Raw genomic sequence first — 22,938 nt, forward strand, 5'->3', positions numbered from 1 at the left:
GGTGAACTATAGTGGGGCTTGAGTTATTAAATCAAGTTGTTTTAGTTATGGATTACCCTGAAATGCTGGAAAACCCTGAGAAAGCGGTACAAATTGCAACCGCTGGTGAGGCATTGATTGACCTGATTGTTCAGCCGGACGGGCGTTATGAGCCCTGCCTGGGCGGCGCTGTTTTCAATTTGACCCGTGCGCTGGCACGACAGGGCGTCAACACTCTGTATCTCAACCCTTTGTCGCGTGATCGCTTCGGCCGGCAGCTGGCCGCCGCGCTGGTTGATGACGGCGTGCAACTGGCGCGTTCACAACCAGTGACACAAAGCACCTCGCTGGCTGTGGTGGGGCTGGATGACGCAGGCCATCCCGACTACGTTTTTTACCGGCAGGACGTGGCGGACCGCGCGGTCACGGCAGGCAGCCTGATTGAGTCGTGCCGCCGTACACCTGCGCTGGAGATGGTGTGCACTGGCGCCCTGGCCCTCGCGCCCGAGGATGCCGGCCACTATGTGCCGTGGCTGCGTGCCGCACATGAGGCCGGCAGCGTGGTGGTGGTGGATGCCAATTTGCGGCCGTCGGTCATGCCCGACCTGGGGGCTTACCGACGCAACGTGCACGCTGCGCTGCAGTGCGCTGACGTGGTCAAGGTCAGCGATGAAGACCTGGAAAACCTGGAGGTACCTGGCGCTGATGTATTTGCGCGGGCGCGGCATCTGCTGGACGCAAGCGGTGCCGGTTTATTGGTTCTGACCCTGGGGCGGCAGGGGGCCTGTCTGTTGACGCGCGATGGCCGGCAGTGGCGCGCCCGCGAAGCGGAGCCCTTGGCGGTGATGGATACCGTGGGCGCAGGCGACTGTTTCCTTGCCGGCTTCATGGCCGCCTTGCTCGCGCGAAAAGGCGGTGCGGCCGATACAGGCGCCTTGCTGGCGCTACCGGATAGCGCGGGGCGCGGCTTGCTGGCCCATGCCGTGGCCAGCGCCAGCTTGTGTGTCATGCGGCGCGGCTGTGTGCCTCCGACCCGGGTGGAAGTGCAGGCCAGGGTTGAACAGGCACCTTGCGTGTTTGACTGAGGGCTCCGCATAAACCCTGTTTTTTGAAATTAATAAGTAAGCTTATGATTTGGGCCTGCCATCATATAAATCGCCCCCGCGTGGTACCCGGAAAAGGCCGCAATCTAGACGCGAAATGAAGCCGGGGTAGGCCCCCGGTGAGGCTTCGCAACGACGAGTGCGGCCTTTTCCGGGTGCCACCCGCAGGGCTGGGGCTACAAGGGGTGCCTCGCGTTGTTGTAGCCCTTGACCGGGGGGATGCCCCGGCCGGCGGACTGCGCCTAGCGGTGCACCCCTTGCAGACCCAGCGCGGGGGCGATTTATATGATGGCAGGCCCAATACATAAACCACAGGCCGGACGCCGGCCCGGAAGATGCAAGCATGATGGCCGATCAACCCCTTTCCCGCTGGAGCGAGCCCGGTTCCAGCCGCGTGCCCTTCTGGGCCTACACCGACGCGCAGCTCTACCAGCGCGAGCTTGAGAAAATTTTCTACGGCCCGCACTGGTGTTATGTGGGCCTCGAAGTGGAAATCCCCAACACCGGCGATTTCAAGCTCAGCCATGTGGGCGAACGACAGGTTCTGATGGTGCGCGACCGCGTGGCCCCCAAAGATCGCGGCGTCGACCCCGGCATCCGCGTGGTGGAAAATCGCTGCGCCCACCGCGGCGTGCGCTTTTGCCAGAACCCGCAAGGCAATGCGCGCAGTTTTGTCTGCCCTTATCACCAGTGGACCTACAAGCTCAACGGCGACCTGGCCGGCTTGCCCTTCAAGGACGGCGTGAAGGACGGTGATTGCGTCAACGGTGGCATGCCCGAAGGCTTCGAGCTCAAAGACCACGGCCTGACCAAGCTGCGTGTGGCCGTGCTGCATGGTCTGGTGTTTGCGACCTTCAGCGACGCGGCGGAACCGCTGGAAGATTACCTGGGCCCCAACGTGATGCCCTGGATCGAGCGCATCTTCAAAGGTCGCAAACTCACCTTGCTGGGCTACAACCGTCAGCGCATTCCGGGCAACTGGAAGCTGATGATGGAAAACATCAAGGACCCCTACCACCCCGGTTTGCTGCATACCTGGTTTGTCACCTTCGGCCTGTGGCGCGCCGACCAGAAAAGCCGCATGGTGATGGACGCACACGGCCGCCATGCCGTGATGATCTCGCGCCGCAATGAGGGCGGGCAGAACACCGCTGTCACCGAAGGTGTGACTTCCTTCAAGGCCAACATGGCGCTGCATGACGACCGGCTGCTTGATGTGATGCCGGAAGCCTGGTGGAAGGTGGACGACCCATCCCACCCCGGCAGTGCCATCACGCCGACCGTGACCATGATCACCCTGTTTCCCAGCCTCATCATCCAGCAGCAGGTCAACTCGCTGAGCACGCGCCATATCGTGCCGCGCGGCGAGGGTGAGTTTGATTTTGTCTGGACGCATTTCGGTTTTGCGGACGACACGCCCGAGATGACAAGGCGGCGCCTGCGCCAGGCCAACCTGTTCGGGCCGGCGGGTTTTGTCAGCGCCGACGATGGAGAGGTCATCGAGTTCAGCCAGGATGGCTTCAGGCAGGGCGGGGAAGGCGGCGCCACACTGTGCGAACTGGGCGGTACCGGTACCGAGGCGACAGAACACATGGTGACCGAAACCCTGATCCGCAGCATGTATGCCTACTGGAAGAAAGTGATGGCGCCATGAACGCCGTGACTCTGGAACGGTTGCAGCTCCAGTATGAAGTGGACCAGCTTTATGCGGCTTATGCCGCGGCGCTGGATGAAAAATGCTTTGACGCCTGGCCGGAGTTTTTTCTTGAAGACGGTCGCTACACCGTACAGGCCCGCGAAAATTTCGAACGCGGATTGCCGCTGGCGCTGATGGACCTGGAAAGCCGCGGCATGATGAAAGACCGCGTCTATGGCATTACGCAGACGATTTACCACGGGCCGTATTACACCCGGCATGTCCTCAGCCCGGCGCAGGTCATCTCATCGGAGGGGGATGTGCTCACAAGTCAGGCGAATTACGCCGTGTTCCGCACGCGGCCAGCAGGCGTCAGTGAGGTCTATAACGTGGGGCGCTATCTGGATGAACTTCAAAGAACAGGCGACGGCCTGAAGTTCAGGCGCCGCCTGTGTGTGTACGACAGCGAGATGATTCTCAACTCGCTGATTTACCCGGTGTAGGGCCCTGCAGGCCCACCGGCCGTCGTACAGAAAGAGAAAGAGCGAGAAACGGCCTAACGCTTCTGGTCCTGGCGTTTGCCGACTTCATTGCCGATCAGCGCGCCGGCAGCCGCGCCACCCACCGTGCCGAGCGTGCCGCCGCCCAGCGCACTGCCGGCCGCACCGCCGATGACGGCGCCAGTTGCCGTGCCTATTTGTGCATTTGTCGGGTTGGTACCGCAACCAGCCAGGGTGATCAGGGCTGCTGTTGCAGCTATCAATAGCTTTTTCATGGTGTCCACCTTTCGTGTATTTGCGCAGGCGTCACGCATGCGTGCATGTGCGGATTTGGGAGCCTGTTTTTTCACTTTAGACAAGGCGTTTTCCGCCTCTGTAGGAGAGCAACTGGCCTGGCTGTCGGCCCGCTACGGAAGGCGTGGTCTAGAGCGGACGATTGCGCGCCAAGGGCGGATTTTTGGCGAAATAGCTGCCGATACCGCGCATCAGAGCGTCGGCTAGCTGCACCTGGTAGGCCTCGCTGCGCAGTTTGGCTTCTTCATCAGGGTTGCTGATGAAGGCGGTTTCCACCAGAACGCTCGGAATGTCGGGCGCCTTGAGCACGGCAAAACTGGCTTGCTCGACACGCGGCTTGTGCAGCTTGCCGACACTGCCGATTTCACCCAGCATGGCACCACCGAGTTTGAGGCTGTCGTTGATCTGCGCCGTGGTGCTCATGTCGAACAGCGCTTTTTGCACTTGCGCGTCCTTGGCCTTGGCGTTGACGCCACCCACCAGGTCGGCAGAGTTTTCCTTGTCGGCGATCCAGCGTGCGGCGCTGCTGGACGCGCCTTTCTCGCTGAGTGCAAAGATGCTGGCACCTTGGGGCCGTGGGGTGAAAAACGCGTCGGCGTGGATGCTGATGAACAGGTCGGCCTGCACGCGCCTGGCCTTTTGCACGCGCACGTGCAGCGGCACAAAAAAGTCGGCATCACGCGTCAGGAAGGCGCGCATGTTGGGCTGCTTGTTGATGCGCTCGCGCAGCCGCAGGGCGATCTGCAGCACTACGTCTTTTTCGCGCGTGCCGCCCGGGCCGATGGCCCCAGGGTCTTCACCGCCATGGCCCGGGTCCAGTGCAACGATGACGAGCCGGTCGGTTTTGTTGCGGTCCAGCGCACTACCTTTCGTGTCGTCCTTCGGCGCCTGGGCGACCGGCGGGCTGGAACTTGCCGCCGGATCTTTGCCGCTGCCGGGCGCCGCTGAGGGCGTGTCGCCGCCCGGCTTGCCCGCTTCAGGGCGCTTCGACTGGCGCGCCAGCAGCTCGCTCAGGGGGTCGGATGCGGCGCCGGCTTCCGGCTTGTCTTTCAGCCGTTCGGCGATCAGGGCCTCGAGTGGGTCGGCCACCTGGGTCGGGTAAAGGTCGAACACCAGGCGGTGCTGGTAGGCGGCCACGGGGGGCAGCGTGAACACCTGCGGCCGCATGTGCTGCTTCAGGTCAACTACCAGACGCACCACACCCGGTGCGTTTTGCCCGACGCGTATGCCGGAGATGTTCGGGTCGTCAGGCTTGACCTTGGCCACCAGTTCGCGCAACGCCGGGATCAGGTCGATGCCTTCGATGTCCACCGCCAGCCGCGGCGGCTCGGCGATAAAGTAGGTTTTTGTCTTGAGGCCAGCGTCAGATTCGATGGTGACGCGGCTGTAGTCCTTGGCGGGCCACACTCGCACTGCGAGAATGGTCGCGCCGCGCGCAATCTGCTGCACACCCAGCAGCAGAACCATGCTGCCCATCTGCAGCGCGTTGCGCCGGCTGATTGCTTGCTTGTCGCTCATGGCAGCAGCGCCGCGCCGGCGTTCGTTCGGGCGGTGCAGGTGACGGCCCGCGTTTCGCTGGGCAGCATCTCGATGTGGATGTCCAGGTCGGCCGGCGGCAGGTGGCTGCCGGCTTTTTCCGGCCACTCGACGAGCTTCAGGCCGGGGCTGGCAAAGATGTCGCGAAAACCGGCTTCCTCCCACTCGTCGGGGTCGTTGAAACGGAAAAAATCGAAATGCCAGATGGCGAGCGCGCTGCCCGCTGTTGTGCCCGCCACCGTGTAGGGTTCGACCACCGCGTAGGTTGGGCTTTTGACGCGGCCCAATACGCCCAGGGCCTTGAGCAGATGCCGTGCAAAGGTGGTCTTGCCGGCGCCCAGGTCGCCGTGCAATTGAATGATGGCGTTGCCGCCTGCGGTGGCGGCGCGCAGCTTGCCGGCCAGTGCTTCGGCAAAAGCCTGGGTCCGGGCTTCGGTGTCCCAGGTGATCCTTTTTACAATGTCCTGGTGATCTTCAATAGCCATCAATTTGTTTCTCAAATTCAGACATGGGCGCGTGAGCTTGGATTCTCGCAAATCGGCATAGCCGGTGTGGACCTGTCATCGGCAGAAGCAGGATTGTCAGCATGGCTGGCGGCCGGTTTTCATGGCGACATGAATTACATGGCGGCGCACGGCCTCAAGCGTGCGCGGCCTGCCGAACTGGTGCCCGGCACGGTCAGCGTGATCACCGCGCGCATGGACTATTTGCCGGCTTCCACGCCCGCACAGCCCGGGCAATGGCAGGCGATGGAGTTGGCGCGCCTGCAGCGGCCCGGCGAAGCCATCGTGTCGGTGTATGCGAGGGGGCGCGACTATCACAAGATCATGCGCGCGCGGCTGCAAAAACTCAGTGAGCGCATTGAAGCCGAGGTGCAGGCGCTGGGCCACCGCGTCTTCACCGACTCGGCGCCGGTGCTCGAGGCCGAACTTGCTGCGCGCAGCGGACAGGGCTGGCGCGGTAAACACACGCTGCTGCTCAACCGCGAGGCAGGTTCCATGTTTTTTCTCGGTGAGATTTATGTCGACCTGGCCTTGCCGACCAGCGAACCGGTCACTGAACATTGCGGCAGTTGCAGTGCCTGCATCAGCATCTGCCCGACGCAGGCCATCATCGCGCCGCACAAGCTTGATGCCCGGCGCTGCATTTCCTACCTGACGATCGAACATGCGGGCCCGATACCGCTGGAGCTGCGCCCGCTGATCGGCAACCGCATCTACGGCTGCGACGACTGTCAGCTGGTCTGCCCCTGGAACAAGTTTGCGCAACGCAGCGCCTTGCCCGACTTCGACGAACGCCAGGGGCTCACCGGCCAGCAACTGGCGACGCTGTTTGCCTGGACGGAAGAAGAGTTTTTGCGCTACACGGAAGGCAGCGCGATCCGGCGCATCGGCCATGAGCGCTGGCTGCGCAACATCGCGGTGGCCATGGGCAACGCCTTGCGCAAGGGTGCGGACGAAGCCCTGCGCGGCGCCTTGCTGACGCGGCGCGAACATGCCAGTGAAATCGTGCGTGAGCATGTGACGTGGGGGCTTGATCAGGAATTTATCCAGAAGTTATCCATAAAATAGGCCTCCAGCCCTTTGTGGGCGGGCGCGACCAGCTACTTATTTTGTAGCAGTATAGGCGCGGTGGGCCGGGGCCGTCCAGTCCTGCGGGCAAAGCCCTCGGGAAGCCCAACTGGTAGGCACGCGGTATCTTGTTTCAGCGCCTGCCGACTGAAAAAAGTGACGGAACGGCCGAGTCATGAACAGCCTGCGGCGATGAAAAGGTTAGCGTCCCTGGTGGCGCAAAATCGGTCGGCAGTGCGCTGGCTTGGCGCAGCAGGGAGGGCTGACCCTGCAGCCGTGTCAGCCGATCAGGCAAGACGCGCTGCTTTCTTTCTTGACTCACTCCTGGTCGCTCTTGACCAGCTTCTCGGTGCTGTCCGCCAGCTTGACGGCGAGGGCGACCGACCTGGCAACCGCTGACTCGCTGTGCTACAGATGCATGAAATGCTCTTTGGTCGGGCTCCCGGCCATGTCGGGCCTTTTCATGAGTCAGATCACCGCAGCGCCGGGGCGTGTCAGAGCACCTCGCTGGCGAAATCCGCCAGCCGCGAACGCTCGCCACGCGCCAGTGTGATGTGTCCGCCATGCGGCCAGCCCTTGAAGCGGTCCACGGCGTAGGTCATGCCGGACGAACCTTCGGTGAGGTAGGGCGTGTCGATCTGCGCGAGGTTGCCCATGCAGATGATCTTGGTGCCGGGGCCGGCGCGGGTGATCAGTGTTTTCATCTGCTTGGGCGTCAGGTTTTGCGCCTCGTCGATGATCACGTATTTGTTCAGGAAGGTGCGGCCGCGCATGAAGTTCATGCTCTTGACCTTGATGCGCGAGCGGATCAGCTCGTTGGTGGCGGCACGGCCCCACTCACCGGAGCCGCTGTCGTTTTTGCCCAGCACTTCGAGGTTGTCGTCGAGCGCGCCCATCCAGGGGCCCATTTTTTCTTCTTCGGTGCCTGGCAGGAAGCCGATGTCTTCACCGACCGACACGGTGGCGCGGGTCATGATGATCTCGGTATAGCGGCGGTCGTCCAGCACCTGGGTCAGGCCGCTGGCCAGGGCCATCAGCGTCTTGCCGGTGCCGGCCGTGCCGGCCAGGGTGACAAAGTCAACTTCAGGGTCCATCAGCAAATTCATCGCGAAGTTCTGTTCGCGGTTGCGGGTGGTGATGCCCCACACGGCATTTTTGAGGTGCGTGTAGTCCTTCAGCGTTTTCAGCACCGCTGTCTTGGCACGGATTTCGGTGACTCGGGCGTACAGCGGTGGTTCGCCCGGCGCTTCAAAAAACACAAACTGGTTGATTAGCAGGCTGCCGACAATCGGGCCGGTGATGCGGTAGAAGGTGTGGCTGCCTTGCTGCCAGCTTTCAATGGTCTTGCTCTGGCGTGTCCAGAAGTCGGTGGGCAAGGCCAGCGAGCCCGCGTAGAGCATGTCGCCGTCTTCCAGCGTCTTGTCGTTCTGGTAGTCGTCGGTGGCCAGGCCCAGGGCGCGGGCCTTGACGCGCATGTTGATGTCCTTGGACACCAGCACCACTTCGCGCGGCGCATATTCCTTGCGCAGCGCTTCGACCACGCCGAGGATCTGGTTGTCGGCCTTGCCTTGCGGCAGGCTCATGGGCAGTGAGTAGTCCAGCACCTTGGTCTGGAAGAACAGGCAGCCACCGGCTTCCTTGTGCCCGGTGGTGTCGAGCTTCAGGCCCTTGGCAATGTCGGCGCCGTTGGTGCCGGCCAGGGCGTCCAGCGTGCGGCTGGTCTGGCGGGCATTACGTGCGACTTCGGTCATGCCTTTCTTGTGGCCGTCGAGCTCTTCGAGAACGATCATCGGCAAAAAGATGTCGTGTTCCTCGAAGCGGAACAGGCACATCGGGTCATGCATCAGGACATTGGTGTCGAGCACGAAGAGCTTGGCCGGCCCGGTGTGTTTCGGCTTTTTGACCTTGGCCACGGGTTCGGGCCGGGACGGCGCAGGTGCCCCCTGCTTCTGGTAGCTTTTGGCGCCCGTGGTGCCGGCATGCCCCGGCTCTTTGGGCAGATAGGCTACGGGGTGTTCGGCCTCGCCGCCGGCCGAGCGGTTGTCAAACAGCTCCAGCGCCGCCGGCTGGTGGGTTGGCCCGGCCTGATCCGTTTTTCGTGTTGCTTTGGCGTGTGAGCGGGCCGGCGCGTCGAGGGCGTCGGCAGAAAGCAAAGCGGCACGTTTGGTCGGGGCGGGTGGCAAGGGCATAGTGCTTTAGGCTCACAAAAGAAGGGTTCAAGAAGCGAAAAAGCCGCCTGGAGGCCAGGGCGGCTTTTTCGGTGGGCGCAGTCGCTAAGGTCAACAGCATGAAGTCATTATGCACGACTCTTGTGACATGGCTGAAGGCCTTTGACGATGGTGCGCAAAGGGTTTTTCAGGCTGCTTTTTTCAGGGCCTTGACGGCCTTGAGAACGTCGTCCACATGGCCTGGAACCTTCAGGCCGCGCCACTCTTCCTTGAGCGTGCCGTCGGCACCGACGAGAAAGGTGCTGCGCTCGATGCCCTTGACCTTTTTGCCGTACATGATCTTGTTCTTGACCACGCCGAACATGTGGCACATTTTTTCTTCGGTGTCGGCAATCAGCTCGAAAGGCAGTTCCAGCTTGGCCTTGAACTCGTCATGCGACTTCATGTTGTCGCGCGAGACGCCGAACACGGTGGCGCCGGCCTTGACGAAATCCTTGTAGCGGTCGCGAAACTGCATGGCCTCGGTGGTGCAGCCGGGGGTGTTGTCCTTGGGGTAGAAATACAGGACCATCACGTGGCCGAGATGGGTTTGGTTGGAAACCTTGACGCCGCTGGTGGCGTTGGCTTCAAATTCGGGGAGTGGTTTATTGACGACGACTGCCATACTGCTTGGACCCTGACAAAAGTAGTTGTAATTAGCCGTTGGCTTTGGCAGCAACATTTGGGCCAAAACCCCTACGCTGCGCCAGATGCAACCCTAGATTTTACCCTGAAAGCTCCAGAGGCGTGCCAAGGCGAGGGAAGTGCCGGCCGCAATGCATGGGCAGCCAGTCCCTGGTCCGCTTTTCTGGGCTGTTCCTGCCCAATCCCCGGGGCTTGCAGACCGCAGATGCGGGTGCGCAAAACCCGCTCACGCGTCCTGCGGGTCTGAAGCCTCAATCAGTAGCGCGGTGACCACGTTGCGGCCTTCACCGGCCAGAATGTTGTAGGTGCGGCAGGCCGCCAGCGTGTCCATGGTCTCGACGCCGATCCGCGCGGCCATCAGGCTGCGCAAAAAGGCCGGCGGCGGAAACCGCAGGCGGCTTCCACTGCCAAAGATCACCAGCTCCGGGCGGGTTTCGGCCAGGCGTTCGAAGTGGGCGGCGGTGAGATCTTCAAAACGTGCACAGTCCCAGGCGAATTTTTCACCGCGCGAGCCGATCACGATGCTGTGCCAGATCTTTTCGGCCACCCCCTGGTTCCCCAGGCCGATCCAGCCCGGTCCGTATCCGAGGATGGAGGGAGCGTCGAGGTGGTCAGGCTGTAATTTCATGCGGTGTTCTGTCGAGGGTGGTGGGGGTTGCCTGCCAGCGAAATCGCGGTTTTATGTGGTCAAATTATAGATTCCGTCCCAATTTCCGCTCGCGAGCGTGCCTATTGCTTGCTTGCAGAGCCTGCGTGAGCTGAAGAACGAGAACACACCATGAAACCGATCACCAAATCCGCCAAACTGGCTAACGTGCTTTACGACATCCGCGGCCCGATCATGGATGCCGCCAAGCAGATGGAGGAAGAGGGGCAAAAGCTCATCAAGCTCAACCTCGGCAACCTGGCGGTGTTCGGTTTCGATGCGCCCGAAGAGGTCCAGCAGGACATGATCCGGAACCTGCCGTCTTCGGCCGGCTATTCGGACAGCAAGGGAATTTTTGCGGCGCGCAAGGCCGTCATGCACGAAACCCAGCGGCAAGGCATCAAGGGGGTGACGCTGGACGACATCTATTTGGGCAATGGCGCGAGCGAGCTGATCTCCATGGCCACCAATGCCTTGCTGGACGACGGCGACGAGCTGCTGCTGCCTTCACCCGATTACCCCCTGTGGACGGCTTCCACCAGCCTCTCGGGCGGCACACCGGTGCATTACCTGTGCGACGAGGGCAACGGCTGGATGCCGGACCTGGCCGACATCCGCGCAAAAATCACGCCCAGAACCAAGGGCATCGTGGTCATCAACCCGAACAACCCGACGGGCGCGCTGTATTCCGACGACCTGCTCAAGGGCATTGTTGGGATTGCACGCGAGCACGGCCTGGTGATCCTGGCCGACGAGGTGTATGACAAGGTGCTGTACGACGACGTCAAACACACGGCGATTGCCAGCCTGTCCACCGATGTGCTGACGCTGACCTTCAACTCGCTCTCCAAGAGCTACCGCTCCTGCGGCTACCGCGCTGGCTGGATGGTGGTGTCGGGGCCGAAGATGGAGGCGCAGGACTACATCGAGGGCCTGAACATGCTGGCCAACATGAAGCTGTGCTCCAACGTACCGGGCCAGTGGGCCATCCAGACCGCACTGGGCGGCTACCAGAGCATCAACGACCTGACCTGCGAAGGCGGCCGTCTGCGCCGCCAGCGCGATCTGGCGTACGAGCTGATCACCGCCATTCCCGGCGTGAGCTGCGTCAAGCCGAGCGCGGCGCTTTACATGTTCCCGCGGCTGGACCCCAAGGTCTACCCGATCACCGACGACCGCCAGTTCTTCCTGGAGCTGCTCAAGGAAACCAAGGTGATGCTGGTGCAGGGCACCGGTTTCAACTGGGCGGCGCCGGACCACTTCCGCATTGTTTTCCTGCCGCATGAAGAAGACCTGCGGGAAGCGATTGGGCGCATTGCCAAGTTTCTCGAAAGCCGCAGAAAAAGCGGACAGCCCGCCCGCGTCAAAGCGGACGAACTGCTTCTTAAATAGCCCGAACAAAAATGACATCGACTCCTTTGAAACCGATCAAGATAGGCCTTCTGGGCATGGGCACCGTGGGCAGCGGTGTGTTCACCGTCCTCAAGCGCAATCAGGAAGAAATTTTCCGCCGCGCGGGCCGCAGCATAGAAATCGCCATGGTTGCCGACCTCGACACCGCCCGTGCGCAGGCCGCCGCCGGGGCGGGCGTGGAAGTGGTGGCCGATGCCCGCAAGATTATTGCCAACCCCGAGATCGACATCGTGATCGAGCTGATCGGCGGCTACGGCATCGCCCGGCAACTGGTGATGGAAGCGATTGAAGCAGGCAAACACGTGGTCACCGCCAACAAGGCCCTGCTCGCCGTGCATGGCACCGAGATTTTCGCGGCCGCGCACAAGCACGGCGTGATGGTGGCGTTCGAAGCCGCGGTGGCTGGCGGCATTCCCATCATCAAGGCGCTGCGCGAAGGCCTCACGGCCAACCGGATCGAGTGGATCGCCGGCATCATCAACGGCACAACCAACTTCATCCTCAGCGAAATGCGCGACAAGGGCCTCGACTTCGACGTGGTGCTCAAGGAAGCGCAACGCCTGGGTTACGCGGAAGCCGACCCGACCTTCGACATCGAAGGCGTGGACGCCGCGCACAAGGCCACGCTGATGTCGGCCATTGCCTTCGGCATCCCGGTGCAGTTTGACAAGGCCTATGTCGAGGGCATCACCAAGCTGGGCGCGCAGGACATCCGGTACGCCGAGCAGCTTGGCTACCGCATCAAGCTGCTGGGCATCACGAAACGCACAGCCAAAGGCATCGAGCTGCGCGTGCACCCCAGCCTGGTGCCGGCCAAGCGCCTGATCGCCAATGTTGAAGGTGCGATGAATGCGGTGGTGGTGCAGGGCGATGCCGTCGGCACCACGCTGTATTACGGCAAAGGTGCCGGCAGCGAGCCGACCGCCAGCGCGGTGATTGCAGACCTGGTGGACATCGCGCGCCTGCACGGCGCCGACGCTGCGCAGCGCGTGCCGCATCTGGCCTTCCAGCCGCAATCCATGAGCGACATGCCGGTGCTGCCCATGGGCGAAGTGGTCACCAGTTATTACCTGCGCCTGAACGTGGCCGACAAGGCCGGCGTGCTGGCCAGTGTGACCGGCATCCTGGCCGAAGCCGGCATCAGCATTGACGCCGTGCTGCAGCGCGAGGCCGATGAAGTCGGTGGCGAGGGCTCCACCCACACCGACCTCATCATCCTCACGCACGACTGCGTTGAAGCGAAGATGAACAACGCCCTGGCGCAGATGCAGGCGCTGCCCACGGTGCTCTCGCCCATCACGCGTATCCGCAAGGAAGAACTGGCCTGAATATGTACAGCCCCCACGTTCACTACGTTCTCTGCCCCCCGAGGGGGCTGAGTGCCGCGGCTCCAAGTCTGCCCGCGCAGGCTTGGACGGCACGAAGAGCCGCCGCGTCTCGCGGTGGTGCGGCCTGCAAGGCCTCATTGCCCTACGGGCGGCCGGGCGAGCAATGAAATATTTATCGACCCGCGGTCATGCGGACCGCAAACGCTTTTGCGAAATCCTGCTCGAAGGCCTGGCACCCGATGGCGGGCTTTATTTGCCCGAGACTTATCCGCAGGTCAATGCGGCGATGCTCGATGCCTGGCGCACGATCTACCGCGAATCCGGTTACGCCGCGCTGGCTTTCGAAGTGCTGTCGCTCTACATCGACGACATCCCGGCTGCTGACCTGAAGGCCCTCTGCGAGAAAACCTACACCAAGGAAGTTTTCGGCACAGCCGAGATTGTTCCGTTGCGCAAGCTCGAAGACGGGCTGTACCTTGAGGCGCTGTCCAACGGCCCGACCCTGGCCTTCAAGGACATGGCCATGCAATTGCTGGGCAACCTGTTCGAATATGAACTGGCGCGCCGCGGCGAAGAACTCAACATCCTGGGCGCCACCAGCGGCGACACCGGCAGCGCGGCCGAATACGCGATGCGCGGCAAAAAAGGCGTGCGCGTGTTCATGACCTCGCCGCAAGGCCGCATGAGCCCCTTCCAGCAGGCGCAGATGTTCAGCCTGCAGGACGCCAATATCCACAATATCGCCATCGAAGGCGTGTTCGACGACTGCCAGGACATTGTCAAGGCCGTGTCCAATGATCTGGCCTTCAAGCGCAAGTACAAAATTGGCACCGTCAACTCGATCAACTGGGCGCGGCTACTGGCGCAGGTCGTGTATTACTTCGCTGGCTATTTCCAGGCGACCACCGAAAGCGATCAGCGGGTCAGCTTCACCGTGCCTTCCGGCAACTTCGGCAACGTCTGCGCCGGCCATGTGGCGCGCATGATGGGCTTGCCGATTGACAAGCTGGTGGTCGCGACCAACGAGAACGACGTACTCGACGAGTTCTTCCGCACCGGCGTGTACCGTGTCCGAGCCAGCGCCGACACGCACGAAACCTCCAGCCCGTCGATGGATATTTCCAAGGCCTCGAATTTCGAGCGTTTTGTATTCGACCTGCTGGGCCGCGATGCGACGCGCCTGGCCGACCTGTTTGGCACGCAGTTGTCAAAGCAGGGCCGCTTTGACCTGAGCGGCGACACCACCTTCCAGTCGGCCGCGCAGCACTACGGCTTCACCAGCGGCAAAAGCACCCACGCCGACCGGCTGCAGACGATTCGCGATACCTTCAAGCGTTTCGGCACCATGATCGACACACACACAGCCGACGGCCTCAAGGTGGCGCGTCAGAATCTGCAGGCCGGCGTGCCCATGGTCGTGCTCGAGACCGCCTTGCCGATCAAGTTTGCCGAGACCATTGAAGAGGCGCTGGGACAGTTGCCGCCGCGGCCGGCAAAGTTTGAAGGCATCGAGGCGCTGCCCAAACGCGTGCAACGCATGCCGGCCGACGTGGCGCAGGTGAAAGCCTACATCGCTGCCCATACAAGCTAAATCGGCCTCCAGCCCTTTAGACGCGGGCGCCATCAGCTATTGAATCAGTAGCAAAAAACCAGGATCGGTGAACTTGATATGAACGTTGTTGCATTTGCCGGTTATTCCGGCTCAGGAAAAACAACGCTGGTGGAAGGCCTGATTCCCGCGCTCAAGCAGCGCGGGCTGCGGGTTTCGGTGGTCAAACATGCGCACCACAAATTCGACATCGACCACCCCGGCAAGGACACCTGGCGGCACCGCCAGGCCGGTGCCCTCGAGGTGGTAGTGGCATCGGAAAACCGGCTGGCGCTGATTCGCGAATTCGAAAAGCCCACGGTGCTGTCGGTGCACCACCTGATTGCGGAGCTGTACGAGGGCGTGGACTGGGTGCTGGTGGAAGGCTTCAAAAGCAGCGACCTGCTCAAGGTGGAAGTCTGGCGCGCCGACTCCGGCAAACCCGCGCGTTACCCGGACGACGATTTTGTGGTTGCCATTGCCACCGATTCGCCCGACCGGCTGCCGCAAGACACCCTCAGGCCGGTGCTGGATTTGAACGATATCGATGCCGTTGCCGGCTGGCTGCTCGACAATCAGGAGCGATTTGTCTACCGCGCCGAGTTCCATGTATGAACACTTCCGCTGCTTCACCCGTTCCCGCCGCCCGACCGCCGCTTAAGGCACTGGACGAGGCACTGGCCGAGCTGCTGGCCTGTGCCACGCCGCTGGCGGGCCGGGAGACCGTGTCCACCTTTGACGCCGACGGCCGCGTGCTCGCCCAGGACGTGGTCTCGGCGCTGCAGGTGCCACCCGAGGACAACAGCGCCATGGACGGTTACGCCGTGCGCAGCACCGAGCTGGCCGACGAGGGCGTTGCGCTGGAGGTGTCGCAGCGCATCCCGGCCGGCAGCGCTGGCAGCGCGCTCGAGCCCGGCACCGTGGCGCGCATTTTTACCGGCGCACCGATTCCCGCAGGCGCCGACGCCGTCGTGATGCAGGAAGACTGCCAGCCGCTGCCTGAGCGCGAAGGTTTTGTCCGTATCCAGCAAATTCCTCGCCCCGGCCAGTGGATACGCCGTGCCGGTGAAGATGTCCGGCGCGGCGCCACGGTGCTCTCAAAAGGTGAGCGCCTTACGCCCGCTGCGCTTGGGCTGGCGGCCAGTATTGGCATGAATGTGCTGCAGGTGGCCGCGCGGCCGCGGGTGGCGCTGTTTTCCACCGGCGACGAGCTGGTCATGCCCGGCGAAGTGGCGCCCGAGCAGATGCGGCCCGGCGCCATCTACAACTCCAACCGCTTTTTCCTGCGCGCCTTGCTGCTGCGCCTGGGCTGCGAAGTGAGCGACCTCGGCATCGTGCCGGACCAGCGCGAGGCCACGCTCGCCGCGCTGCGCAATGCCGCTGAGGGCCATGACCTGATCCTGACCAGCGGCGGCGTGTCCGTCGGCGAAGAAGACCATATCAAGCCTGCCGTGCAGCAGCTCGGCTCGCTGGACCTCTGGCAGATTGCCATGAAGCCGGGCAAGCCTTTTGCCTATGGCCGCGTCGGTAGCGCCCACTTCATGGGCCTGCCGGGCAACCCGGTGTCCAGCTTCCTGACCTTTTTGCTGCTGGTGCAGCCTTTCCTGCTCAGGCTGCAGGGCGTGGCCGATGTAGCGCCCAGGTCCATCGCTGTTCCGGCCCATTTCACTTTGGCCAGGGCCGACAAGCGCCGCGAGTTTCTGCGCGTGCGGCGCAACGCCGCAGGCGGGCTGGAGCTGTTTGCCAACCAGAGTTCGGGCGTGCTCACCTCCGCGGTCTGGGGCGATGGCGTGGTGGACAACCCGGCGGGGCAGACCATCACGCACGGCGACACGGTGCGCTTCATTGCTTTTTCGGAATGGCTGGCATGAAAGTTACTGTCAAATATTTTGCTTCCGTGCGTGAAGCCATCGGGCAGGGCAGCGAGCAAGTCGACACCACGGCAACCAGCCTGTCCGGCCTGCGTGATGAGCTGATCGCGCGCGGCCCCGCTTATGCGCAGGCTTTGGCGCGCGGCAAGTCGGTGCGCATGGCGCTCAACCAGGTCATGAGTGACGAGTCGACGGCGTTAAGCGAAGGCTGTGAAGTCGCTTTTTTCCCGCCGGTGACAGGCGGCTAACTGCCGATCGACTTGTCCAGCCGCTGCAGGCGCTCGGCCAGCGCAGCGGAGGCGCGGGTCATGGGGCTGCGAAGCCCGTCGCGAAGCAGTCCCTGGTGAGCCATCAGCGCCTTGAGCGGGCCCGGGTTGGGCTCCGAAAACAAACCCTCAATCAGCGGCAGCAGCGGTGCCCATAAGGCATTGGCCTGCGCCGTTTCGCCTGCCCTGAGCAACTCAACAATCCGGACAAAACGCTGCGTGTGCACATGCGCGGCCGCGGCGATGGCGCCATGGCCGCCTTGCGAAACCGTTGAAAAAATGTTCATGTCTTCGCCAGCCAGCACCTGCAGGCGTCCATCGGCAATCAGGGCCTGCGTCTTTGCCGGGTCGCCGCCGCAGTCCTTGATGGCGCAGATGCGCGGGTGGCTGGCCAGCGCCAGCAGGGTGGCCAGGTCCAGTGTGCTGCCGGTGCGGTAGGGAATGTCGTAAAGAATCAGCGGCACGGCGCTGGCGTCGGCCAGCGCACCGAACCATTCGATGAGACCGGCCTGGGAAGGGCGGATATAGCTGGGCGCCGGCAGCAGGATGCCACTGATGCCCTCGGCACCCAGCGCCCTGATGCGTGCCGCCGTCTTGCCCAGGTGGTAGCCCGACAGGCCCATGATGACCGGCAGGCCGCGCGCTTCGGCCAGCACCGCATGCAGCACCTCCATTTGCTCCTCGTCGCTGAGTGCCGCGGCCTCGCCGGTGGAGCCGCACACCACCAGCCCCGCGCTGCCGCTGCCGCGGTAGTGTGCAACCAGGCGCTTTAATGCCGCATGGTCGATCCGGTCCCCGTCGAACGGGGTGACAAGCGGGATCCATAGCCCCGAAAAATCACGCTGAACGGGTGTTGAATGGCTTGCTGATTCTGTTTCTGCTTGCATGAGAACACATCCTGAAAAACTGACCGGCTTGAAGGCCGTCGCCAGAACAAGGAAGGTGTCCGCAAAGACTTTGGGAAAAGTAACCGGGCGGCTCCATCGCTCATTCGACGACGGAACCGCAGCCCCGGTCAAATGAGCAACGGTTTTTTCGATTTGCTGGCGCACGCCTGGCGACCCGGGTTGCCGGAGGGCGTCCCGAAGGTCGTGGGCATGGTGCAGCCAGTCATGCGGGAAATCTTAGCTGCATCCACCGCCTTTGGGGGCACGAGTGGCAAAATTGCAACCATGGCACCTCCCCGCGTACTGATCACGACTGAAGACTTCAACCTCGCCGGCGAGGTGGCAGCACTGCGCGCGGGCGACAAACGGGTAGGCGCGGTGTGCACTTTCACAGGCACCGTTCGCGATCGCAATATGGCCCCCACGCTCCCCACTGCGTGTGGTTCGCTGCCCCCCGAGGGGGCTGAACTTGCTCGGGGCGGCCCTTCGCTGCGTTCGCCGGCTGCTTCGGGCGACGTGCTTTCCATGGAACTCGAGCACTACCCCGGCATGACCGAAAAAGCCATCGAGGCCATGATCGACGAGGCGATGCTGCGCTTCGATATTTTTGGAGTCCGCGTGATCCACCGCGTGGGCCTGCTGCAGCCGCTGGACCAGGTGGTCATGGTGGCGGTGACCTCGGCGCACCGTGGCGAGAGTTTCCAGGCCTGCGAATTCCTGATGGACTACCTCAAGACCCAGGCGCCGTTCTGGAAGAAAGAGCACACGCCGGAGGGCGCGCGCTGGGTGGATGCGCGGGTCAGCGACGACGCGGCGCTGGCCAAGTGGGGCATCCAGGCCAGCAACGCCTGATTCCATTTCTAAATCATCCGTGCACTTTGTCGGCTTCGCTAGCCGTACGTTTGTACTGTCGTCGCTTCGCCTTCGCGTTCACGAATGATTTAGAAACGGAATGACGCCCCGGCGCGGCTCAGCCCGCGCTGCCGCTTTCTCGCTCGGGTGGCACGAAAGCCGCCCGCGCTTCGTTTTCCAGCCCCGTGGTCAGCACCTGCAGCAGTTTCACCAGCTGGGTGCGCTGCGTCTTGTCCAGCGGTGCCATCAGCCGGTCATACGCCCGATCAGCCGGTTCCTGCGCCTGCTTGAGCACGGCCAGGCCTTCGTCGGACAGGGAAATTGCCAGGTTGCGCCGGCTGGCTGGCGCCGGTGCCCGCGCGATCAGGCCGCGCGTTTCCAGGCCGCGCAACACGCGCAGCACCGTCACCTTGTCAAAACCCAGGGCCCGCGCCAAGCTGGACTGGTCCAGCCCCGGGCTGGCGCGCAACACGCTAAGCACACCAAACTGGGCCGGTGTCAGCCCGACGCTGCGGCATTCATCTTCGAAGACGGCAGCGGAAATCTGGTGGGCGCGGCGCAGCAGAAAGCCGGGACGGGCATAAAGTTGGGTAAGTTTGTGAAAAGCAGGCACGGCAGTAAAGTTCTCGTTAACGCGGGCACCAAGAGGGGACTAAGGGAATTCATGGATTGTGCCTTGTCGGTATGATTGAAAAATAGTTAGCATGCAAACCAAAGGGGCGTATTGATGCAGATCACCTATCGTCAACATCGCCGGCTGGCCTTCAAGCTGGGCTTGCTGGTGGCCGTGGCAGGCGCCGCGGCCGGTGTGCTGGCCCAGACGGCTCAGGCACCGGCCCTGCCCCAGGCCCCGATCCGGCTGATCGTGCCCTTCACCCCCGGCACCGGCATTGACCTGATCGCCCGCACTGTCGGCCCGAAACTGTCCGAGCGCCTGGGCCGCCCGGTGGTGGTGGACAACCGTGCCGGCGCCTCGGGCAACATCGGCACAGAAGCCGTGGTGCGCGCCGCGCCCAACGGCAGCACGCTGCTGGTGACAGTCAACACGCTGGTGATGAATGCGGGCCTCTATCCGCAGCTGCCTTTCGACCCGGTGAAAGACCTGACACCGGTGACCCTGACCAGCTGGGGCCAACTCATCCTCGTTGCCCACCCCAAAACCGGCTTTAAAACCGCGACGGATCTGATAGCGGCCGCGCGCCGTTCGCCCGGCCGCCTCAACTACGGCTCGCCGGGCGTCGGCACGCCGCACCACCTGTCCATGGAGCTGTTCAAGGCGACGGCCGGGGTGTTTGTCACGCACATTCCTTACCGCGGCACCGGCCCGGCCCTGACCGACCTGCTCGGTGGCCAGATCGACACCATGTTTTTGCCCATCCATGTGGCCTTGCCGCACGTGAAGTCGGGCCGGCTGCTGGCGCTGGGCATCGGCAGCGAGAAGCGTCACCCCCTGCTGCCGGAGCTGCCGACGCTGGCCGAGGCCAAGGCCGGCAAGGTCAACGTGGACATGTGGTACGGCATCTTTGCGCCGCCCGGCACTTCGCCCGAGCTGGTGGCTTTGTACAACCGCGAAATCAGGGAGATCCTGCAGAGCGAGGAAGTCAAAAAGGCTTTCCAGACCCAGGGCATGGACCCCGGCGGCAGTAGCGCTGCCGAGTTCCAGCGCCTGGTCGAAGCGGACGCCAAACGCTGGGCCCAGTTGATCAAGGCCCAGGGCATCACCGCCAATTGATTTGCTATTGAATCAATAGCTGCTTGCGTCCGTTCCGTAAGGGCTGAAGGCCATTTTTATCAAAAAATTTCCCAAAGTCTGTCATCCCGGACTCGATCCGGGATCCATGCCGCATGAACTCGGACTGCGGTGTGCCTGCATAGATTGCGGATCAAGTCCGCAATGACCGTCCGGTGGAAACCACGAAGAGAACACCATGAAAATAACAATCGTCGGTGGCGGCATAGGCGGCCTGAGCCTGGCGCTGGCCTTGCACCAGCGCGGCCTGGCCTGCGAGGTTTTTGAAACCGTTCCTGAGGTGCGCGAGCTGGGCGTCGGCATCACGCTGCTGCCGCACGCCATGCGCGAACTGGCCGCGCTGGGCCTGCAGCCTCAGCTGGAAGCGGTAGGCATAGCAAACGAGGAAAGCGTGTTTTTCAACCGCTTCGGCCAGTTCATCTACCGCGAGCCGCGCGGCCGCCACGCCGGCTACGCGCTGCCTGAGCTGGGCATTCCGCGCGGCAAGCTGCACCGCCTGCTGTACGAAGCGGCGCTGGCCCGCCTGGGCGCTGGTGCCATCCACACCGACCACCGCTGCACCGGTGTGCAACAGGACGAGCGCGGTGCCACCGTGCACTTCACGCAGACCTCCAGCGGCGCGGCACTGCCTTCGGTGCAGGCCGATGTGGTGATCGCCTGCGACGGCGTCAACTCTGCGGTGCGCTGCCAGTTTTACCCCGAAGAAAAAGTCGCCTTTGCCGGCATCAACACCTGGCGCGGCGTCACGCGGTACAAGCCCATCCTCACCGGCAGAAGTTATATGCGTGTGGGCTCCATCGACACCGGCAAGATGGTGATCTACCCCATCGTCGACAAGCTGGACGACGCGGGAAACCAGCTGGTTAACTGGGTCGCTGAAATCCAGCAGGGCAAGGCGGTCATGAACGACTGGAACCGCGAGGGCGACCGCAAGGACTTCCTCGACATCTTCAAGGACTGGCGTTTCCCCTGGCTCGACGTGCCGGCGCTGATTGCCAATGCCGAACAAATCCTCGAGTACCCCATGGTGGACAAGGACCCGGTGCCGCAGTGGACCTTCGGCCGCGTGACCTTGCTCGGCGATGCCGCGCACCCGATGTATCCGCGTGGCTCCAACGGCTCGGCGCAGGCCCTGATCGACGGCCGCGTGCTGGCCGAGCAACTGGCCAGCCATGGCGGCGACGGGCAAGCGGCCTTGCTGGCGTATGAAAAACTGCGGCTGGCCCCAACGGCTAACATCGTGCTGACCAATCGCTCGGTGCCGCCGGACTTCATCAACATCAAGGTCGATGAACTCAGTGGCGGCAAGCCGTTCGCGAATATTGATGCGCTGATCAGCCAGCAGGAGCTGCGCGAGATTTCGGAGAACTACAAGAAGGTGGCCGGTTTTTCGCTGGATTCGCAAAAATCCGGGTAAGCGGCGCGCCGGGTGGCCAGGGAGCCGATCTCAATTCAGGTATTTGGGCTTGGCCGGTTCCGGGGCCAGTTCTGCGGACTCCGTGTCCGCCGCTTCAGTCGGTGGCAGCGCCCGGTTGTCGGGCGGCGCCAGCAGCGCTGCCGGCACGTCCAGCCACTGCGACATCTTGATGGCCTGGTGCAGCAGGTGCAGCAGGCCGTTGCTCAGCGGCGCGTCCATCATCACCTGAAAATTGCGCACGGTTTCCTGCCCAGGCAGCTTTTCAAACAGCTGTATGCGAAGCTGGCCATTGCCCATGGGCGTGACTTTCACTTCGGTCAGCAGCAAGGGTTCGGGGCCCAGCGGCAGGTCGGCGGGCAGGCCGGGCTGGTCGCGGTAAGGCGTCTTGAAATCGCCGCTGCGCAGCGACGCTTCTTTTTCGAAAGCCGTGAGCAGCTGCCCGCGTTTCTCCTCCAGGCTGGCGGGTGCTTCTACAGGGGTGGCGATTTTCTTGATCTGTTCGGCCGCGGTCCGGCTGAGAACAGGCAGCAGCGCCAGCGCCAGGCGCCGTGTCAGCCAGGCGCGCAGCTCGCCGCCGTCCTTGCCGTTGATGCGGAGCATCATGCGGTCCTGCTCCTGAACGTAGCTGACCGAGACCTGGTGGATATTCATGGCTTGATTTTAGACCTCTGCCTTTTCAGGGGCCAGCGGGCTGCCGTTTCCCCCGGGCTTGATTTTCGTCAACCCTGGCTCAAGCGAAGCTGTGCATAAACAGATGGGTAAACCCGCTTGGGGGCAGGGGCTATTGAAAAGGCAGGTCTTCAACCCCAGATCTTCAGCAATCAATTTTCTCAGGGAACGCCATGCGCCAGGACAAACTCACCACCAAATTTCAGGAAGCGCTTAGCGACGCGCAGTCGCTGGCGCTGGGCAACGACAACGCCTACATCGAGCCGGTTCACCTGCTGGCCGCCATGCTGGCCCAGGAAGACGGCCCGAAAGCGCTGCTGCAGCGCGCCAGTGTCAACGTCGCCGCCCTGCAGTCGGCCACTGACGCGGCCATCAAGAAGCTGCCTTCCGTGTCGGGCCAGGAGCAGATCCAGGTCGGCCCGGAGCTCGGCAGGCTGCTGCAGGCCACGGAAAAAGAATCCATCAAGCGCGGTGACCAGTTCATCGCCGGCGAGCTGTTTTTGCTGGCGCTGGCCGACAGCAAAAGCGAAGCGGGCCGCCTGGCCAAGGAGGCCGGGCTGACACGCAAGGCGCTGGAGTCAGCCATTGACACCGTGCGCGGCGGGCAGGGCGTGGACAGCCCCGAAGCCGAAGGCCAGCGCGAGGCCCTGAAGAAATACACCATGGACCTGACCGAGCGCGCCCGCCTGGGCAAGCTCGACCCGGTGATTGGCCGCGACGACGAGATCCGCCGCGCCATCCAGGTGCTGCAGCGCCGCACCAAGAACAACCCGGTGCTGA

Annotated in this window: 23 protein-coding genes; 14 read left to right on the forward strand and 9 right to left on the reverse strand. The window is 62.9% G+C overall.

The genetic code is table 11. The annotated features are described in order from the left end of the window. Positions 1–47 precede the first annotated feature (47 nt). The 3 genes from ABI660_RS08795 (at position 48) to ABI660_RS08805 (ending at position 3,221) form a co-directional block, all read left to right on the forward strand. A complete protein-coding gene (locus tag ABI660_RS08795; RefSeq protein ID WP_348066981.1) occupies positions 48–1,064 on the forward strand; it encodes a PfkB family carbohydrate kinase in 1,017 nt (338 codons plus the stop codon). A 364-nt stretch (positions 1,065–1,428) separates the two neighbouring features. Then, positions 1,429–2,736: an aromatic ring-hydroxylating dioxygenase subunit alpha gene (locus ABI660_RS08800; protein WP_348066983.1), complete on the forward strand. Its 1,308-nt coding sequence runs from the start codon at positions 1,429–1,431 to the stop codon at positions 2,734–2,736. Continuing rightward, positions 2,733–3,221: an aromatic-ring-hydroxylating dioxygenase subunit beta gene (locus tag ABI660_RS08805; RefSeq protein WP_348066985.1), complete on the forward strand. Its 489-nt coding sequence runs from the start codon at positions 2,733–2,735 to the stop codon at positions 3,219–3,221. Before ABI660_RS08800 ends, ABI660_RS08805 begins: the two co-directional genes overlap by 4 nt. A 53-nt stretch (positions 3,222–3,274) precedes the next feature. On the opposite strand, the gene ABI660_RS08810 is transcribed toward ABI660_RS08805, so the two are convergent. From ABI660_RS08810 to tsaE, 3 genes are all read right to left on the reverse strand, one after another. Then, positions 3,275–3,493, reverse strand: coding sequence for a glycine zipper domain-containing protein (locus ABI660_RS08810; protein ID WP_348066987.1), 219 nt, complete (start codon positions 3,491–3,493; stop codon positions 3,275–3,277). A 148-nt stretch (positions 3,494–3,641) separates the two neighbouring features. Next, on the reverse strand, positions 3,642–5,030 hold the full coding sequence (locus ABI660_RS08815; protein ID WP_348066989.1) for an N-acetylmuramoyl-L-alanine amidase: 1,389 nt from the start codon (positions 5,028–5,030) through the stop codon (positions 3,642–3,644). Then, on the reverse strand, positions 5,027–5,533 hold the full coding sequence (gene tsaE / locus ABI660_RS08820) for a tRNA (adenosine(37)-N6)-threonylcarbamoyltransferase complex ATPase subunit type 1 TsaE (RefSeq protein WP_348066991.1): 507 nt from the start codon (positions 5,531–5,533) through the stop codon (positions 5,027–5,029). The genes ABI660_RS08815 and tsaE overlap by 4 nt, the downstream gene beginning before the upstream one ends. Here tsaE and queG point away from each other — a divergent pair. Then, positions 5,519–6,619 carry a tRNA epoxyqueuosine(34) reductase QueG gene (queG, locus tag ABI660_RS08825; protein ID WP_348067025.1) on the forward strand — a complete coding sequence of 367 codons (1,101 nt, stop codon included), beginning with the start codon at positions 5,519–5,521 and terminating at the stop codon, positions 6,617–6,619. The genes tsaE and queG overlap by 15 nt on opposite strands. A 494-nt stretch (positions 6,620–7,113) precedes the next feature. Here the strand turns inward: queG and ABI660_RS08830 are convergent, their stop codons facing one another. The 3 genes from ABI660_RS08830 to ABI660_RS08840 form a co-directional block, all read right to left on the reverse strand. Then, complete coding sequence (locus tag ABI660_RS08830) at positions 7,114–8,808, reverse strand: PhoH family protein (RefSeq protein WP_348066993.1); 1,695 nt, start codon at positions 8,806–8,808, stop codon at positions 7,114–7,116. Between the two features lie 166 nt (positions 8,809–8,974). Beyond that, positions 8,975–9,451, reverse strand: a complete 477-nt coding sequence (locus tag ABI660_RS08835; RefSeq protein WP_348066995.1) for a peroxiredoxin — start codon at positions 9,449–9,451, stop codon at positions 8,975–8,977. A gap of 246 nt (positions 9,452–9,697) precedes the next feature. Next, positions 9,698–10,099: an Mth938-like domain-containing protein gene (locus ABI660_RS08840; RefSeq protein ID WP_348066997.1), complete on the reverse strand. Its 402-nt coding sequence runs from the start codon at positions 10,097–10,099 to the stop codon at positions 9,698–9,700. A 150-nt stretch (positions 10,100–10,249) separates the two neighbouring features. On the opposite strand from ABI660_RS08840, the gene ABI660_RS08845 reads away from it, so the two are divergent. The 6 genes from ABI660_RS08845 (at position 10,250) to moaD (ending at position 16,565) form a co-directional block, all read left to right on the forward strand. Further along, complete coding sequence (locus tag ABI660_RS08845; RefSeq protein WP_348066999.1) at positions 10,250–11,509, forward strand: pyridoxal phosphate-dependent aminotransferase; 1,260 nt, start codon at positions 10,250–10,252, stop codon at positions 11,507–11,509. Between the two features lie 26 nt (positions 11,510–11,535). Beyond that, entirely contained in the window at positions 11,536–12,858 is a 1,323-nt protein-coding gene (locus tag ABI660_RS08850; protein ID WP_348067027.1) for a homoserine dehydrogenase, read from the forward strand. A gap of 163 nt (positions 12,859–13,021) precedes the next feature. Next, the gene (gene thrC / locus ABI660_RS08855) at positions 13,022–14,449 is read left to right on the forward strand and encodes a threonine synthase (RefSeq protein ID WP_348067001.1); all 1,428 of its coding nucleotides are present in this window, start codon (positions 13,022–13,024) and stop codon (positions 14,447–14,449) included. A gap of 78 nt (positions 14,450–14,527) precedes the next feature. Then, positions 14,528–15,061, forward strand: a complete 534-nt coding sequence (gene mobB / locus ABI660_RS08860; RefSeq protein WP_348067003.1) for a molybdopterin-guanine dinucleotide biosynthesis protein B — start codon at positions 14,528–14,530, stop codon at positions 15,059–15,061. Then, on the forward strand, positions 15,058–16,317 hold the full coding sequence (glp, locus tag ABI660_RS08865; protein ID WP_348067005.1) for a gephyrin-like molybdotransferase Glp: 1,260 nt from the start codon (positions 15,058–15,060) through the stop codon (positions 16,315–16,317). Before mobB ends, glp begins: the two co-directional genes overlap by 4 nt. Then, positions 16,314–16,565 carry a molybdopterin converting factor subunit 1 gene (moaD, locus tag ABI660_RS08870; protein ID WP_348067007.1) on the forward strand — a complete coding sequence of 84 codons (252 nt, stop codon included), beginning with the start codon at positions 16,314–16,316 and terminating at the stop codon, positions 16,563–16,565. The genes glp and moaD overlap by 4 nt, the downstream gene beginning before the upstream one ends. Here the strand turns inward: moaD and dapA are convergent. Next, positions 16,562–17,470, reverse strand: a complete 909-nt coding sequence (gene dapA, locus ABI660_RS08875) for a 4-hydroxy-tetrahydrodipicolinate synthase (RefSeq protein WP_348067009.1) — start codon at positions 17,468–17,470, stop codon at positions 16,562–16,564. The genes moaD and dapA overlap by 4 nt on opposite strands. A 285-nt stretch (positions 17,471–17,755) precedes the next feature. Here dapA and ABI660_RS08880 point away from each other — a divergent pair, with 285 nt between their 5' ends. Next, the gene (locus ABI660_RS08880; protein ID WP_348067011.1) at positions 17,756–18,322 is read left to right on the forward strand and encodes a molybdenum cofactor biosynthesis protein MoaE; all 567 of its coding nucleotides are present in this window, start codon (positions 17,756–17,758) and stop codon (positions 18,320–18,322) included. A 118-nt stretch (positions 18,323–18,440) separates the two neighbouring features. Here ABI660_RS08880 and ABI660_RS08885 read toward each other — a convergent pair whose 3' ends face one another. Then, positions 18,441–18,935 (reverse strand): MarR family transcriptional regulator, encoded by a 495-nt coding sequence (locus tag ABI660_RS08885; RefSeq protein WP_348067013.1) that lies wholly within the window; start codon positions 18,933–18,935, stop codon positions 18,441–18,443. 114 nt (positions 18,936–19,049) lie between these two features. Here ABI660_RS08885 and ABI660_RS08890 point away from each other — a divergent pair, with 114 nt between their 5' ends. Next, a complete protein-coding gene (locus tag ABI660_RS08890) occupies positions 19,050–20,054 on the forward strand; it encodes a tripartite tricarboxylate transporter substrate binding protein (RefSeq protein WP_348067015.1) in 1,005 nt (334 codons plus the stop codon). Positions 20,055–20,250: 196 nt separating this feature from the next. Further along, positions 20,251–21,489, forward strand: coding sequence for a flavin-dependent oxidoreductase (locus ABI660_RS08895; protein WP_348067017.1), 1,239 nt, complete (start codon positions 20,251–20,253; stop codon positions 21,487–21,489). A 30-nt stretch (positions 21,490–21,519) separates the two neighbouring features. Here the strand turns inward: ABI660_RS08895 and ABI660_RS08900 are convergent, their stop codons facing one another. Further along, entirely contained in the window at positions 21,520–22,140 is a 621-nt protein-coding gene (locus ABI660_RS08900) for a hypothetical protein (RefSeq protein WP_348067019.1), read from the reverse strand. A 191-nt stretch (positions 22,141–22,331) separates the two neighbouring features. Between ABI660_RS08900 and ABI660_RS08905 the strand changes: the two genes are divergently transcribed. After that, positions 22,332–22,938: Clp protease N-terminal domain-containing protein (locus ABI660_RS08905; RefSeq protein WP_348067021.1), on the forward strand; the 607-nt coding region annotated here is incomplete at its 3' end.

This window comes from Polaromonas sp., assembly GCF_039930745.1.
In the GTDB taxonomy this organism is placed as follows: Bacteria; Pseudomonadota; Gammaproteobacteria; order Burkholderiales; family Burkholderiaceae_C; genus Polaromonas.

What these genes read in the sequence shown, in the direction of transcription:
- ABI660_RS08795 (WP_348066981.1), top strand. Translation starts at nt 48, where the DNA reads ATGGATTACCCTGAAATGCTGGAAAACCCTGAGAAAGCGGTACAAATT.
- ABI660_RS08800 (WP_348066983.1), top strand. Translation starts at nt 1,429, where the DNA reads ATGGCCGATCAACCCCTTTCCCGCTGGAGCGAGCCCGGTTCCAGCCGC.
- ABI660_RS08805 (WP_348066985.1), top strand. Translation starts at nt 2,733, where the DNA reads ATGAACGCCGTGACTCTGGAACGGTTGCAGCTCCAGTATGAAGTGGAC.
- ABI660_RS08810 (WP_348066987.1), bottom strand. Translation starts at nt 3,493, where the DNA reads ATGAAAAAGCTATTGATAGCTGCAACAGCAGCCCTGATCACCCTGGCT.
- ABI660_RS08815 (WP_348066989.1), bottom strand. Translation starts at nt 5,030, where the DNA reads ATGAGCGACAAGCAAGCAATCAGCCGGCGCAACGCGCTGCAGATGGGC.
- tsaE (WP_348066991.1), bottom strand. Translation starts at nt 5,533, where the DNA reads ATGGCTATTGAAGATCACCAGGACATTGTAAAAAGGATCACCTGGGAC.
- ABI660_RS08830 (WP_348066993.1), bottom strand. Translation starts at nt 8,808, where the DNA reads ATGCCCTTGCCACCCGCCCCGACCAAACGTGCCGCTTTGCTTTCTGCC.
- ABI660_RS08835 (WP_348066995.1), bottom strand. Translation starts at nt 9,451, where the DNA reads ATGGCAGTCGTCGTCAATAAACCACTCCCCGAATTTGAAGCCAACGCC.
- ABI660_RS08840 (WP_348066997.1), bottom strand. Translation starts at nt 10,099, where the DNA reads ATGAAATTACAGCCTGACCACCTCGACGCTCCCTCCATCCTCGGATAC.
- ABI660_RS08845 (WP_348066999.1), top strand. Translation starts at nt 10,250, where the DNA reads ATGAAACCGATCACCAAATCCGCCAAACTGGCTAACGTGCTTTACGAC.
- thrC (WP_348067001.1), top strand. Translation starts at nt 13,022, where the DNA reads ATGAAATATTTATCGACCCGCGGTCATGCGGACCGCAAACGCTTTTGC.
- mobB (WP_348067003.1), top strand. Translation starts at nt 14,528, where the DNA reads ATGAACGTTGTTGCATTTGCCGGTTATTCCGGCTCAGGAAAAACAACG.
- glp (WP_348067005.1), top strand. Translation starts at nt 15,058, where the DNA reads ATGAACACTTCCGCTGCTTCACCCGTTCCCGCCGCCCGACCGCCGCTT.
- moaD (WP_348067007.1), top strand. Translation starts at nt 16,314, where the DNA reads ATGAAAGTTACTGTCAAATATTTTGCTTCCGTGCGTGAAGCCATCGGG.
- dapA (WP_348067009.1), bottom strand. Translation starts at nt 17,470, where the DNA reads ATGCAAGCAGAAACAGAATCAGCAAGCCATTCAACACCCGTTCAGCGT.
- ABI660_RS08880 (WP_348067011.1), top strand. Translation starts at nt 17,756, where the DNA reads ATGGCACCTCCCCGCGTACTGATCACGACTGAAGACTTCAACCTCGCC.
- ABI660_RS08890 (WP_348067015.1), top strand. Translation starts at nt 19,050, where the DNA reads ATGCAGATCACCTATCGTCAACATCGCCGGCTGGCCTTCAAGCTGGGC.
- ABI660_RS08895 (WP_348067017.1), top strand. Translation starts at nt 20,251, where the DNA reads ATGAAAATAACAATCGTCGGTGGCGGCATAGGCGGCCTGAGCCTGGCG.
- ABI660_RS08900 (WP_348067019.1), bottom strand. Translation starts at nt 22,140, where the DNA reads ATGAATATCCACCAGGTCTCGGTCAGCTACGTTCAGGAGCAGGACCGC.